Consider the following 13,109-nt stretch of genomic DNA (forward strand, 5'->3'; position numbering starts at 1 on the left):
CGGGCCGGACCGCCCCTATCCCGTCGTGCCCTTCCCCCGCGCGAACTGCTCGCCCAACCCGTCCAGCAGCGCCCGCAACCCCGTCTCGAACGCCCGCTCGTCGATCTTCTCCTGCTGATCCGCCAGCAGATGGGCCTGGCCCAGATGCGGATAGTCGGCCGGATCGTACGCGCTCGCGTCGTCCACGAACCCCCCGGCGAACGACCCCAGCGCCGAGCCCATGACGAAGTACCGCATCAGCGCGCCGATCGACGTCGCCTGCGCCGCCGGCCACCCCGCGTCCACCATCGCGCCGTACACCGCGTCGGCGACCCGGAGTCCGGCCGGGCGCCGGCCCGGCCCGCGGGCCAGCACCGGGACGATGTTCGGGTGGTCGCGCAGCGCGGCCCGGTACGACACCGCCCAGTCGTGCAGGGCCGTGCGCCAGTCCCGGCCGTCGCCGGGCTCGAACATCGACAGGTCGACCTGTGCGCTGACCGAGTCCGCGACCGCCTCCAGGATCTCGTCCTTGGTGCGGAAGTGGTTGTAGAGCGAGGGCCCGCTCACTCCCAGTTCGGCGGCCAGCCGCCGGGTGGACACGGCGGCCAGCCCCTCCGCGTCCACGAGTTCCCGGGCCGTCCGGACGATCCGGTCGGTGCTGAGGAGGGGCTTGCGTGGTCGGGCCATGGCGCACATAGTAGGGCCGGTCGAATAAACTAGCAGTGCTAATTAAATGATGACTAAAAGGGTGGTCGCATGGTGAACCTGGGACTCGGCGAGGAGCAGACCGCCGTACGGCGGCTCGCCCGGGACTTCGTCGAGCGCGAGATCGCCCCGCACGTGGTCGCCTGGGACCGGGCCGAGGAGGTCGACCGGGGCATCGTGAAGAAGCTCGGCGAGGTCGGGTTCCTCGGGCTGACGATCGACGAGGAGTACGGCGGCTCGGGCGGCGACCACCTGTCGTACTGCCTGGTGACGGAGGAGCTGGGGCGTGGCGACTCCTCGGTCCGCGGGATCGTCTCCGTCTCCCTCGGGCTCGTCGCCAAGTCGATCGCCGCCTGGGGCGACGAGGAGCAGAAGCGGCGCTGGCTGCCGGGGCTGACCTCCGGTGCGCACCTCGGCTGCTTCGGCCTCACCGAACCCGGTACCGGCTCCGACGCGGGCAACCTCACCACCCGTGCCGTTCGCGAAGGCGACCACTACGTGGTCAACGGCACCAAGATGTTCATCACCAACGGCACCTGGGCCGACGTCGTCCTGCTCTTCGCCCGCTCCACCGACGCCCCCGGACACCGGGGCGTCTCCGCCTTCCTGGTGCCGGCCGACACCCCCGGCCTCACCCGCCGCGCCGTCCACGGCAAGCTCGGTCTGCGTGGCCAGGCCACCGCCGAACTGGTCCTTCAGGACGTCCGGGTGCCCGCCGCCGCGATGCTCGGCCCGGAGGGCAAGGGTTTCTCGGTCGCCATGTCCGCGCTCGCCAAGGGGCGGATGTCGGTGGCCGCGGGCTGCGTCGGCATAGCGCAGGCCGCGCTCGACGCCGCCGTGCGCCACGCGGGGGAGCGGGAGCAGTTCGGCACGCCGATCGCCGGGCACCAGCTGGTCCAGGAACTCATCAGCGACATCGCCGTCGACGTGGACGCGGCCCGGCTGCTGACCTGGCGCGTCGCCGACCTGGTCGACCGCGGGCTGCCGTTCGCCACCGAGTCCTCCAAGGCCAAGCTGTTCGCCTCGGAGGCCGCCGTGCGCGCCGCCAACAACGCCCTCCAGGTCTTCGGCGGCTACGGCTACATCGACGAGTATCCGGTGGGCAAACTCCTGCGCGACGCCCGGGTGATGACCCTCTACGAGGGCACCAGCCAGATCCAGAAACTGCTCATCGGGCGGGCGCTGACGGGCGTCTCGGCGTTCTGAGTACGTCCTGAGTATCCCGGCGGATGTGGCGCGGCCCACGTTCGCCGATGCTCGTCCCATGAGTGACACACCGGTCAGAAACCAGAACACGGCCGCCTTCTACGGCCAGGCCGTCGCCTCCTTCGGCATCGCCATGGCGGCCACCCTCATCGGCATCCTCAGGCTGCACGCCGACGCCTGGGTGCGCGGCTTCCTCGGCATCGCCGTCCTCTACCTCGTCACCTCCGCCTTCACGCTCGCGAAGGTCGTCCGGGACCGCCAGGAGGCCGGCCAGATCGTCAGCCGGGTCGACCAGGCGCGGCTGGAGAAGCTGCTCGCCGAACACGACCCCTTCGAGAAGCTCTGACCTCCCCGAGGGCGGCGCACGGCTCTGAGCGGGCACGCTAAGCGCTCGCTCAGCTTCGGCGGTATGGTGGAGCTCCGGTACCGAGAGGGGCGAGCGAGCGATGAGTACGGCGGAGGACACGACCGGCGGCGAGATCGAGCCGTGGGAAGAGGTCACCCCTGACGCGGCCCGGCGCCTGCTGGTCGCCGCCGTGGAGGCCTTCGCCGAGCGCGGCTACCACGCCACCACCACCCGTGACATCGCGGGCCGCGCCGGTATGAGCCCGGCCGCGCTCTACATCCACTACAAGACCAAGGAAGAGCTGCTCCACCGGATCAGCCGCATCGGTCACGACAAGGCCCTGGACATCCTGCGGACGGCCGCCCGGCGCGAGGGCACCGCCGCCGAGCGGCTCGCCGACGCCGTCAGCTCCTTCGTCCGCTGGCACGCCGGCCGGCGCACCACCGCCCGGGTCGTGCAGTACGAGCTGGACGCCCTCGGCCCCGACGCCCGCGCCGAGATCCTCGCGCTGCGCCGCCAGGTGGACGCGGAGGTGCGCGGGATCATCAAGGAGGGCGTCGCGGCCGGCGAGTTCGACGTGATCGACGTCCACGGCACCACCCTCGCGGTGCTGTCGCTGTGCATCGACGTGGCCCGCTGGTTCAACGTGAACGGCCACCGGACCCCCGAGGAGGTCGGCGCGCTCTACGCCGACCTCGTGCTGCGGATGGTCGGGGCCCACTAGGCCCTGTCGTCAAATTCCCGCCTGCCTCGCGACGCCATGCACGTACTCTCGCCGCACCTGACGCCGCGAGGCCGCCCTCCGGGCGACGACGGGAATGGTCAGACAGGCCCTGGCCGCGGGGCCGCTCAGACGTAGTACCGGGACACCGACTCCGCGACGCAGACCGGCTTGTCGCCGCCCTCGCGCTCCACGGTGAACGCGACGGTCACCTGGACACCGCCGGTGACCTCCTCGGCGCCGGTGATCGTCGCGGTGGCGCGCAGGCGCGAGCCGACCGGCACGGGGGCGGGGAAACGGACCTTGTTGGTGCCGTAGTTGACGCCCATCGTGACGCCCTCGACCTTGATCAGCTGGGGGCCGAAGAGCGGGAGCAGCGACAGGGTCAGGTAGCCGTGCGCGATGGTCGTGCCGAACGGGCCCGCGGCCGCCTTCTCCGGGTCGACGTGGATCCACTGGTGGTCGCCCGTCGCGTCCGCGAACAGGTCGATCCGCTTCTGGTCGACCTCCACCCAGTCGGTGAAGCCCAGTTGCTCGCCCACGGCCGCCTTCAGCTCGTCGGGGGAAGCGAAGATCCTCGGTTCTGCCATGTTGCCGGCCCTCTCGCGCGCACGGGTCACACTCACTGTGTCTAAGCAACTGCTTAGTATGGTCGGCCGCGGGGCCGCTGTCAACGGACCGCGGCCCGCGTCCGATGGGTAGTCTCTGCCGGGTGCCGCAGATTCCCGAGGAGATCCACGAGCTGAGCGTCGGCCAGTTGTCCGCGCGCAGCGGCGCCGCGGTCTCCGCACTGCACTTCTACGAGGCCAAGGGGCTCATCAGCAGTCGGCGGACCGTCGGCAACCAGCGCCGCTACACCCGCGACACACTCCGCCGCGTGGCCTTCGTCAGGGCGGCGCAACGCGTCGGCATCCCGCTGGCCACCATCCGCGAGGCGCTCGCGGAACTCCCCGAGGAGCGCACCCCGACCAGGGAGGACTGGGCCCGTCTCTCGCGGGCGTGGCGCGCGGAACTCGACGAACGCATCCGGCAGCTCAACCGGCTGCGCGACCACCTGACCGACTGCATCGGCTGCGGCTGCCTGTCGCTGGCCACATGCGTCCTGTCCAACCCGCACGATGCCTTCGGGGCACGGCGGGCGGGCTCCCGCCTGCTGCCGGAGGAGAGGGCGTAGCGCGGGAGGAGGGGCGGTAGGGGGGTGCGGCATCCCCGGCGCACCCCCGGTGGTCAGGCCGACATGAGCAGCCGCCCGCGCCTGGCGTAGGCCAGGGCCTCGGCGGTGAGCACCGGACGCGGCACCAGGATCCCGCAGTCCGCGCAGACCGGTCCGGCGGAGGGCTCGTGGTCCAGGTCGTACTTCCAGACGAGGCGCTCCCCTTCGCACACCGGGCAGACCGTGCCCGGTTCGCGCTCCAGCGCGGCGATCAGCCGTCGCAGCACCTCGGCGAGCGGTTCGTCGGGATGGACCCGCGGGTCGTCGCACCAGGCCACGCCGAATCCGCCCCAGGTCAGCCGGTGCCAGTCGTCCACGCTGCCCGGGCGGCGCAGCCCGTCGTGCTTCTCCTTCTTGCGGCGGGAGGCGAAGTCGACCTCGTAGGCGAGCCAGACCGCCCGCGCCTCCTCCAACTCGTCCAGCGCGCCCACGAGACGCACCGGATCGGGGGACCGGTCCTCAGGACCGAACCCGGCCCGCGCACACAGATGGTCCCAGGTCGCGCGGTGCCCGTACGGAGCGAACCGCTCCAGGCACTTGCGCAGCGAATAACGCCGCAGCGCCAGATCGCACCGTGGGTCTCGCACCTGTCTCGCCATACTCCGGAAACCGGCCATCGCCCTGCACCTCCGTCACACCTGTACCTGCACTTCGGTCACTTCGGCGTCGCCGCACGGGCTTCGCGCGACGTTGCCGTATAGACGTATCGACACTCGAATCGGCTCCATCCGATTTCCGATGCCGCCCATAAGGCCGCCCGTCTTGACCGGCGGCCGGTGGCACCGCCGACGCGTGCGACATGTTGAAAACTTGACGCATGTTCATCTTCAATCCCGGGGATACCGGCGGTAACGTCCGGCCCACCCCCGTCGTTGAGGAGCCGCCATGCCACGGCGCACCAGACATCACGCGTTGTTCGACAAACTGAGAACTCCCCACAGGCTCCCCGGGTTCCTGAAAGCCGCATCGGTATGCGCGCTGATCGCCGGGCTGCTCTCCCCGCTCGCCCAGACCCCCGCCGCCGCGGCGGCCTCCAACGACTACTGCGGCGGGCAGTGTTCCGACATCCTGCCGCCCGGCGAGAACGGCAACGCCACTCTTGCCCAGATCCTGCTCAACCAGGCCTTCGGCACCCAGCCGAGCCACGCCGAGGACCAGCTCGGCCCCTACGCCAACCTGGCCACCGGCTACTCCACCCTCACCGACGCGAAGATCAACACCTTCTTCAACGACGCGTCGTTCGGGGTCGCGTCGAGTCAGGTCGCCTCCACCGAGACCCCGGCCGGCCGCAGCGACGTGACCATCGTCCGCGACAAGGCGACCGGGGTGCCCCACATCACCGGTACCACCCGATACGGCACCGAGTTCGGCGCCGGTTATGCCGCCGCTGAGGACCGGCTGTGGCTCATGGACGTGTTCCGGCACGTCGGGCGCGGCCAGCTCACCTCCTTCGCCGGCGGTGTCGCCTCCAACCAGGGCCTGGAGCAGGAGTTCTACCGCAACGCGCCCTACACCGAGGCCGACCTCCAGGCGCAGATAGACAACGCCGTCGCGACCAACGGCGCCCGCGGCCAGCAGGCGCTCGCGGACGCCAACGCCTACCTCGACGGCATCAACTCCTACATCGACGCCTCCGACAAGGGCCGTTACTTCCCCGGCGAGTACGTGCTGACCGGCCACAAGGACTCGATCACCAACGCCGGCACGATCGACCACTTCAAGATCACCGACCTGGTGGCGCTGGCCTCCGTGATCGGCACGCTGTTCGGCTCCGGCGGCGGGGGCGAGGTCAACAACGCCATCTCCCTGCTGGCCGCCCAGGAGCAGTACGGGGTGACCGAGGGCACCAAGGTCTGGGAGTCGTTCCGCGAGCGCAACGACCCCGAGGCCGTGCTCACCGTCCACGACGGCAAGAGCTTCCCGTACGGCACCAAGCCCGCCAGCCCGCAGGGGGAGGCGCTGCCGGACGCCGGATCGGTGACCACCGAACCGCTGGTCTACAACGCCACGGGCACCGGAGCCGACCAGAGCGCCGGTGCCGCCTCCGCCGCGGCGACCGCGACCGCGCTCAGCTCGGCCAAGCGCGGCATGTCCAACGCACTGGTGGTCAGCGGCAAGTACACCGCGAGCGGCCACCCGATCGCCGTCTTCGGGCCGCAGACCGGCTACTTCGCCCCGCAGCTGCTCATGCTCCAGGAGATCCAGGGGCCGGGCATCAGCGCCCGCGGCGCCTCGTTCGCCGGCCTGAGCATGTACGTCGAACTGGGCCGGGGTCAGGACTACTCGTGGTCCGCCACGACCTCCGGCCAGGACATCATCGACAGCTTCGCGGTCGAACTCTGCCAGGACGACTACCACTACCTCTACCACGGCACCTGCACGGCCATGGACAAGGTCGAGCAGACGAACTCCTGGAAGCCGACCACGGCCGACGGCACGGCAGCCGGCTCGTACACCATGCGGGTCTGGAAGACGAAGTACGGGCCCGTCGAATACCGGGCCACCGTCGGCGGGAAGAAGGTCGCCTACACCACCCTGCGCTCCTCCTACATGCACGAGGCCGACTCGATCATCGGCTTCCAGATGCTCAACGACCCGAGCTACGTGAACAGCCCCCAGACCTTCCAGGGCGCGGTGCAGCACATCAACTACACCTTCAACTGGTTCTACGCCGACTCCTCGCACACCGCGTACTACAACAGCGGCGACAACCCGGTGCGCGCGAGCGGTGTCGACCCGGAGTTCCCGGTCTGGGGCCAGGCCGCCTACGAGTGGCAGAACTGGGACCCGACCACCAACACGGCCGACTACACCCCGGCCTCGCAGCACCCCCAGTCCATCGACCAGGACTACTACGTCTCCTGGAACAACAAGCAGGCCCTCGACTACACGACCGCCAGCTGGGGCGACGGCTCGGTCCACCGAGGCAACCTCCTCGACGACCGGGTGAAGAAACTCGTGGCCGCCGGGGGCGTCACCCGCTCCTCGCTTGTCAAGGCCATGGCAGACGCGTCACTCACGGACCTGCGGGCCGAGGACGTGGTGCCGGATCTGCTGAAGGTGATCAACAGCAGTACGGTCACCGACTCCACGGCAGCCGCGGCCGTCAGCAAGATCCAGACCTGGCTCGCCGCGGGCGGCAAGCGCACGGAGACGTCGGCGGGCTCCAAGACCTACGCCAACTCCGACGCCATCCGGATCCTGGACGCCTGGTGGCCGCTGCTGGTGAAGGCCGAGTTCCAGCCCGGCCTCGGTTCCGGCCTGTACACCGCGTTCACCGCCAACCTGCCCATCGACGAAGCCCCGTGGGCCGCACACGGACCCACCGGCTCACACGCCGGCAGCTCCTACCAGTACGGCTGGTGGAGCTATGTCGACAAGGACATCCGCTCGGTGCTCGGGCAGAGCGTGTCCGGGCCGCTGGCCGAGCAGTACTGCGGCGGCGGCAGCCTCAGCTCCTGCCGGGACATCCTGATCAGCACCCTGAAGACGGCGGCCGGCACCAGCGCGTCCACCGTCTACCCGGGGGACTCGCTGTGCTCGGCGGGCGACCAGTGGTGTGCCGACTCGATCGTCCAGCGCACCCTGGGCGGCATCAAGCACTACAACATCAGCTGGCAGAACCGGCCCACCTTCCAGCAGGTGGTGGAGTACACCTCGCACCGGTGACACCCGCACGGCGGCGGGGTCACCCGATGCGCCCCGCCGCCAGCACCAACCGCGCCAGCTCGGGGTGCACGATGTCACTGTGCGCCCCGGTCGGCGGACCGCCCCGGTTCACCACCGCCGCCGCGTCGACGTTCACACAACCCGACGCGGCGAGCGGTCCGCGCAGCGCCGCCGCCAGGTCCAGCGACCCGGTGCCCGGCACCGCCTGGACGCCGTCGTGGCCCATCGCGCCCCACCGCTCGCCCAGCAGCCGCGCCACGTCCGCGCCCAGGGCCGACTCGCAGTCGTCCGCCATCCGGGAGGCCAGCGGGTACAGCGTGCCGAGCGCCTCGTCGAAGTGGGAGTAGCAGCACACCAGCGGGCCGTCGATCCGGTTCTGCCGGCCGTGCAGCACCCCGCTCGTGCGCGGGTCCTGGGGCAGCCGGGCGGCGAACGCGTAGTGCGAGAAGGCACCTTGCAGCAGGGTCACGGACTTCACCGTGCGCACCCCGTCCGGCAGCCCGCGCAGCGCGAAGGACACCAGCCGGCCGCCGAAGCTGTGCCCGACCAGATGCACCCGCACGCCGGGCGCCGCCTGCGCCAACTGCCCGACCACCCGCCCGAGGCCGCGCTCCCCGACGGTGCCCGCTCGCCTCTTCATCGCGTAGTAGGTCGCCTGCCGCAGCAACTCCTTCGCCCCGTCCCACGGGTTCGGCAGTGCGAACCCGGCCGCGCTGCCGCCCTCCCGCAGGGACGCGACGGCCCCCGCGAACTCCGCGCACAGCCGCGTCGCCTCCCCGCTGAACAGCACCGGCTCGCTCTGCGGGACACCCTCCGCGATCGTGTCCGCCGCGAACAGCGGCTGCGGGCCGCCCGGCAGGACCTCGACCAGCAGTCGCACCAGGCGACCGAACTCCTCCAGCTCACCGGCCGGCCGCTGGTCCAGCATCCGGGCGAGCTGGTCGACCACCGTGGCCCGCCCCGGGAACGTCTCCAGGAGCGCGCGCCGGGTGTCCTTGTCGAGGGCCGGGGTCGGGGACTCCTCGGCCTCCGCGGCCACCACCGACTTCGGGAAGTCCGGGATCGGCTCGTCGCAGAACCGCATCGACGGCCAGATCACCCCCGCGTACCCGAGCCTCGCCTTCGGGGCGAGCCCCGGCACCGGGGCGAAGAAGTGCCGGTACAGGGCGGTCGCGCCGGACCGGTCGTTGTTCCAGCCGTGCGCGAAGACGATCAGGTCACGGACGCCGTGGCCGGTGACCTCGGCCAGCAGCCGGTCGCGTTCGGCGCCGTCCGGATCGCCGTCAGCGTCGAAGGTCAGCTCCCAGTAGGGAGCCACGCTCGTCCCAGGGTCAGCCATGACAGGCTCCTCGCCGCCCGAACCGGTGCGATGTGCGCGCATCGTCCCGCTCCCGGGCATCATTGGCCATACGCCGCGCCTCACCTGTAGAGGAGAAAATCCTTTCGCACCCGGCGGAAGGCGGCCAGTTCGTCCTGCCAGGCCCCGACGATCTCGTCGGGACCCGCACCCGCGTCGACCATCGTGCGGACCGTCGTGGATCCGGTGAGCGTGTCGATCCAGTGGTCGGCGCGCCAGGCGAAGCCGCTCCACACCTTCCTGGCGGTGACCAGCAGCGCGACACCGGTGCGCACGGGGTCGTAGGCGGCCCGGTCGTGCACGTGGATCTGCACCCCGCCGACGGTCCTGCCCTGGAACTTCGAGAACGTCGGCGCGAAGTACGCCTCCCTGAACCGCACGCCGGGCAGCACGAGTTCGCCCGCCGCGGCGGCCCAGCGGGCGTCGAGGCCCTCGGCGCCGAGGAGTTCGAAGGGGCGGGTGGTGCCCCGCCCCTCGGAGAGGTTCGTGCCCTCGAAGAGACAGGTTCCGGAGTACACCAGCGCCGTGTCCGGGGTCGGCATGTTGGGGCTCGGCGGCACCCAGGGCAGGCCGCAGGCGTCGTAGAAGCGGTCGCGGTGCCAGCCGGTCATCGGTACCACGTCCAGGGTGACCGGCTGGTCCAGGAACCGTGCGTTGAACAGCAGCGCGAGCTCGCCGACCGTCATGCCGTGCGCCTGCGCGATCGGCTTCCTGCCGACGAAACTGGCGAACTCCTCGTGCAGCACCGGGCCCTGGGCGGTGCGGCCGGTCACCGGGTTCGGCCGGTCGAGCACGACGAAGCGCTTGCCCGCCAGCAGGGCCGCCGCCATGCAGTCGTACAGTGTCCAGACGTACGTGTAGAAGCGGGCGCCGACGTCCTGGATGTCGAAGACGACCGTGTCCACGCCGGAGGCGGTGAAGACGTCGGCGAGGGGCTGTCCGCTCTTGAGGTAGGTGTCGTAGACGGGCAGGCCGGTCGCCGGGTCGTCGTGGCGGCCCTCGGAGCCGCCGGCCTGGGCGGTGCCGCGGAAGCCGTGCTCGGGGCCGAAGACCGCGGTCAGTGCGACGCGGGGGTCGGCGTGCATGACGTCGACGATGTGGCGGACGTCCTGGGTGACGCCGGTGGGGTTGGTGACGATGCCGACCTTCTGGCCGTCGAGAAGGGAGTAGCCGTCGGCGGAGAGGCGGTCGAAACCGGTCCTGAGGGTGCCGTGGGCGTCGGCTGTCGCTGCTGTGGGTAGGGCTGTCACGGCCGCTGCCGTGGCCGCGGTGAGCAGACTTCGTCTGGACGGGCGCATGTGGGGGGCCTCCGTCGTCGTCCGGGTGCGGGTCCTGCGTGGCTGGTCGCGCAGTTCCCCGCGCCCCTTCGGGGCGCACCCCTAGGGCGTGTGACGGTCACCCTTTTCTCAAACATACCGACCGGTTAGTGTGTCGTTGCTGAGCCGAGTCTGGTCGCGTCGTGTCGAAGGAGACCGATGGTGGGAGCCGTGCAGGATGCCGGAGTCGTCGTCACCGGGGCGGGAGGCGGCATCGGGGCCGCCCTCGCCCGGCGGTTCGCCGCCGAGGGGGCCCGGGTCGTGGTGAACGACCTGGACGGGGACAGAGCCGCCGCCGTCGCCGAGGAGATCGGCGGGATCGCGCTTCCGGGGGACGCGTCCGGCATCGTCGGCCCGGCCCGGGACGCGCTCGGCGGGACCGTCGACGTCTACTGCGCCAACGCCGGGCTCGCCTCCGGCGGGTCCGAGGCGGCCGACCCGACGGTGTGGGCCGCGGCCTGGGACGTCAACGTCATGGCGCATGTGCGGGCCGCCCAGGAACTGGTGCCGCACTGGCTGGAGCGGGGCGCAGGACGGTTCGTGTCCACCGTGTCCGCCGCCGGGCTGCTCACCATGATCGGTGCGGCGCCCTACAGCGTGACCAAGCACGGCGCGTACGCCTTCGCCGAGTGGCTGTCGCTGACGTACCGGCACCGGGGCCTGAAGGTGCACGCCATCTGCCCGCAGGGCGTCCGTACCGACATGCTCGCCGCCACCGGCAGCGCGGGCGACATCGTGCTCCAGCCGACCGCCATCGAGCCGGAGGCCGTCGCGGACGCGCTGTTCAAGGGGATGGCGGAGGACCGGTTCCTGATCCTGCCGCACCCCGAGGTCGCCGGGTACTACCAGGCCCGGGCCGCCGACCCGGACCGCTGGCTGACCAGCATGAACCACATCCAGCAGAAGTGGGAGGCCACCCGGTGACCCAGCCGCACGCAGAGTCCCGCTACTCCGCCCGTCCCTGGGTGGCCCTGCTGAACGAGGCCCAGCGGGGCCCGGTCGACCCGCCGGCCTCGCTGGTGCACGCCCTGCGGGCCGCCGTCGCCGAGGCACCCGACCGCACCTGTCTCGCCTACTTCGACGCCCGCCTCAGCTTCCGCGAGGTCGACGAGCTGAGCGACTCCGTCGCGGCCCACCTCGTCGAGCGCGGCCTGGCCCGCGGCGACCGCGTCGCCGTGGTCCTGCAGAACTCCCCGCACTTCGTGCTCGCGCTGTTCGGCGCCTGGAAGGCGGGGGCGACCGTGGTGCCGGTCAACCCCATGTACAAGTCGGGGGAGGTCTCGCACGTCCTGCGGGACGCCGAGGTGGCCGCGCTGGTCTGCTCGCAGCGGGCCTGGGAGTCGTACCTGCGCGAGACGGCCGCCGGCTCACCGGTGCGGATCGTGCTCACCGCGAGCGAGCTGGACTTCCAGACCCGCGACGACTCCCGCGTGCTGACCTTCGCACGGCTGCCGCAGGCCGCCGACGCCGAGGACCTGGTGGAGGTCGCCCGCAGGGGCGGCGAGACCCCCGAAGGGCGGGACCCGGCGTCCGCCGACATCGCCCTGATCAGCTACACCTCGGGGACGAGCGGTGCCCCCAAGGGCGCCACCAACCTGCACGGCAACATCATGTACAACGCGGAGCGGCAGCGCACCGGACTCGCGCTGCCCGACGCGCCGGTCTACTACGCCCTCGCGCCCCTCTTCCACATCACCGGCATGGTCTGCCAGCTCGCCGCCTGCGTCACCAGCGTCGGCACGCTCGTGCTGACCTACCGCTTCGAGCCGGGTGTGGTCCTGGAGGCGTTCGCCGAGCACCGCCCGCAGTACACGGTGGGCCCCTCCACCGCCTTCATGGCCCTGGCCGCCCATCCCGACGTCACCCCGGAGCACTTCGCCTCCTTCGTCAACATCTCCTCCGGTGGCGCGCCGCTGCCGCCGGCCCTGGTGGAGAAGTTCCGCGCCGGGTTCGGGCCGTACATCAGGAACGGCTACGGGCTGACCGAGTGCACCGCGCCCTGCGCCTCCGTGCCGCCGGGCCTGGAGGCGCCGGTCGACCCGGTCTCCGGGACCCTCGCCGTCGGGCTGCCGGGACCCGACACCGTCGTACGTGTCCTCGACGACCAGGGTGCGGAGGTGCCCTTCGGCGAGCAGGGCGAGATCGCCGTCCGCGGGCCGCAGGTGGTGCCCGGGTACTGGCGGCGGCCCGAGGCCACCGCCGAGACCTTCCCGGACGGCGAACTGCGCACCGGTGACATCGGCTTCATGGACCCGCAGGGGTGGCTGTACGTCGTCGACCGCAAGAAGGACATGATCAACGCGTCCGGCTTCAAGGTCTGGCCGCGCGAGGTCGAGGACGTGCTGTACACCCATCCGGCGGTACGCGAGGCCGCCGTCGTCGGGGTCCCGGACGGGTACCGCGGGGAGACCGTCAAGGCCTACATCAGTCTGCGCCCGGGTGCCGCAACCGAACCGGACGATCTCGCCCTCTATTGCAAGGAGAGACTGGCGGCCTACAAATATCCGCGCCAGGTGGAGATCCTGCCCGACCTGCCGAAGACGGCAAGTGGGAAGATCCTCCGACGGGAACTGCGTTCCCGACCGCAACAGGGTTAG

At 71.2% G+C, this 13,109-nt stretch carries 12 protein-coding genes; 7 read left to right on the forward strand and 5 right to left on the reverse strand.

Features of this window, described 5'->3' with window-relative positions; genetic code table 11:
* Positions 1 to 15: 15 nt before the first annotated feature.
* Positions 16 to 666, reverse strand: coding sequence for a TetR/AcrR family transcriptional regulator (locus ACZ3KP_RS19710; RefSeq protein WP_358977477.1), 651 nt, complete (start codon positions 664 to 666; stop codon positions 16 to 18).
* A 72-nt stretch (positions 667 to 738) separates the two neighbouring features.
* Between ACZ3KP_RS19710 and ACZ3KP_RS19715 the strand changes: the two genes are divergently transcribed.
* The 3 genes from ACZ3KP_RS19715 to ACZ3KP_RS19725 all read left to right on the forward strand — a co-directional run bounded on the left by ACZ3KP_RS19715 (position 739) and on the right by ACZ3KP_RS19725 (position 2,960).
* Positions 739 to 1,890 (forward strand): acyl-CoA dehydrogenase family protein, encoded by a 1,152-nt coding sequence (locus ACZ3KP_RS19715; RefSeq protein ID WP_467501278.1) that lies wholly within the window; start codon positions 739 to 741, stop codon positions 1,888 to 1,890.
* Positions 1,891 to 1,948: 58 nt separating this feature from the next.
* On the forward strand, positions 1,949 to 2,236 hold the full coding sequence (locus tag ACZ3KP_RS19720; protein WP_358977479.1) for a YiaA/YiaB family inner membrane protein: 288 nt from the start codon (positions 1,949 to 1,951) through the stop codon (positions 2,234 to 2,236).
* Positions 2,237 to 2,336: 100 nt separating this feature from the next.
* Positions 2,337 to 2,960: a TetR/AcrR family transcriptional regulator gene (locus tag ACZ3KP_RS19725; protein ID WP_467501051.1), complete on the forward strand. Its 624-nt coding sequence runs from the start codon at positions 2,337 to 2,339 to the stop codon at positions 2,958 to 2,960.
* Positions 2,961 to 3,085: 125 nt separating this feature from the next.
* Here ACZ3KP_RS19725 and ACZ3KP_RS19730 read toward each other — a convergent pair whose 3' ends face one another.
* A complete protein-coding gene (locus ACZ3KP_RS19730; RefSeq protein ID WP_467501052.1) occupies positions 3,086 to 3,547 on the reverse strand; it encodes a MaoC family dehydratase in 462 nt (153 codons plus the stop codon).
* Positions 3,548 to 3,669: 122 nt separating this feature from the next.
* Here ACZ3KP_RS19730 and soxR point away from each other — a divergent pair, with 122 nt between their 5' ends.
* On the forward strand, positions 3,670 to 4,131 hold the full coding sequence (soxR, locus tag ACZ3KP_RS19735; protein WP_358977484.1) for a redox-sensitive transcriptional activator SoxR: 462 nt from the start codon (positions 3,670 to 3,672) through the stop codon (positions 4,129 to 4,131).
* Positions 4,132 to 4,184: 53 nt separating this feature from the next.
* Here soxR and ACZ3KP_RS19740 read toward each other — a convergent pair whose 3' ends face one another.
* A complete protein-coding gene (locus ACZ3KP_RS19740) occupies positions 4,185 to 4,787 on the reverse strand; it encodes a hypothetical protein (RefSeq protein ID WP_467501053.1) in 603 nt (200 codons plus the stop codon).
* 268 nt (positions 4,788 to 5,055) lie between these two features.
* Between ACZ3KP_RS19740 and ACZ3KP_RS19745 the strand changes: the two genes are divergently transcribed.
* Entirely contained in the window at positions 5,056 to 7,839 is a 2,784-nt protein-coding gene (locus ACZ3KP_RS19745) for a penicillin acylase family protein (RefSeq protein WP_467501054.1), read from the forward strand.
* A 19-nt stretch (positions 7,840 to 7,858) separates the two neighbouring features.
* Here ACZ3KP_RS19745 and ACZ3KP_RS19750 read toward each other — a convergent pair whose 3' ends face one another.
* Entirely contained in the window at positions 7,859 to 9,178 is a 1,320-nt protein-coding gene (locus tag ACZ3KP_RS19750) for a serine-threonine protein kinase (protein WP_467501055.1), read from the reverse strand.
* 80 nt (positions 9,179 to 9,258) lie between these two features.
* Positions 9,259 to 10,494, reverse strand: coding sequence for an exo-beta-N-acetylmuramidase NamZ family protein (locus tag ACZ3KP_RS19755; protein WP_467501056.1), 1,236 nt, complete (start codon positions 10,492 to 10,494; stop codon positions 9,259 to 9,261).
* 177 nt (positions 10,495 to 10,671) lie between these two features.
* Here ACZ3KP_RS19755 and ACZ3KP_RS19760 point away from each other — a divergent pair, with 177 nt between their 5' ends.
* A complete protein-coding gene (locus ACZ3KP_RS19760; protein WP_467501057.1) occupies positions 10,672 to 11,436 on the forward strand; it encodes an SDR family oxidoreductase in 765 nt (254 codons plus the stop codon).
* Positions 11,433 to 13,109, forward strand: coding sequence for a class I adenylate-forming enzyme family protein (locus ACZ3KP_RS19765; protein ID WP_467501058.1), 1,677 nt, complete (start codon positions 11,433 to 11,435; stop codon positions 13,107 to 13,109). Before ACZ3KP_RS19760 ends, ACZ3KP_RS19765 begins: the two co-directional genes overlap by 4 nt.

This window comes from Streptomyces sp. NPDC020958, assembly GCF_055562175.1.

Coding starts and splice junctions, on each gene's coding strand:
- ACZ3KP_RS19710 (WP_358977477.1), bottom strand. CDS start 666: ATGGCCCGACCACGCAAGCCCCTCCTCAGCACCGACCGGATCGTCCGG.
- ACZ3KP_RS19720 (WP_358977479.1), top strand. CDS start 1,949: ATGAGTGACACACCGGTCAGAAACCAGAACACGGCCGCCTTCTACGGC.
- ACZ3KP_RS19725 (WP_467501051.1), top strand. CDS start 2,337: ATGAGTACGGCGGAGGACACGACCGGCGGCGAGATCGAGCCGTGGGAA.
- ACZ3KP_RS19730 (WP_467501052.1), bottom strand. CDS start 3,547: ATGGCAGAACCGAGGATCTTCGCTTCCCCCGACGAGCTGAAGGCGGCC.
- ACZ3KP_RS19740 (WP_467501053.1), bottom strand. CDS start 4,787: ATGGCCGGTTTCCGGAGTATGGCGAGACAGGTGCGAGACCCACGGTGC.
- ACZ3KP_RS19745 (WP_467501054.1), top strand. CDS start 5,056: ATGCCACGGCGCACCAGACATCACGCGTTGTTCGACAAACTGAGAACT.
- ACZ3KP_RS19750 (WP_467501055.1), bottom strand. CDS start 9,178: ATGGCTGACCCTGGGACGAGCGTGGCTCCCTACTGGGAGCTGACCTTC.
- ACZ3KP_RS19755 (WP_467501056.1), bottom strand. CDS start 10,494: ATGCGCCCGTCCAGACGAAGTCTGCTCACCGCGGCCACGGCAGCGGCC.
- ACZ3KP_RS19760 (WP_467501057.1), top strand. CDS start 10,672: ATGGTGGGAGCCGTGCAGGATGCCGGAGTCGTCGTCACCGGGGCGGGA.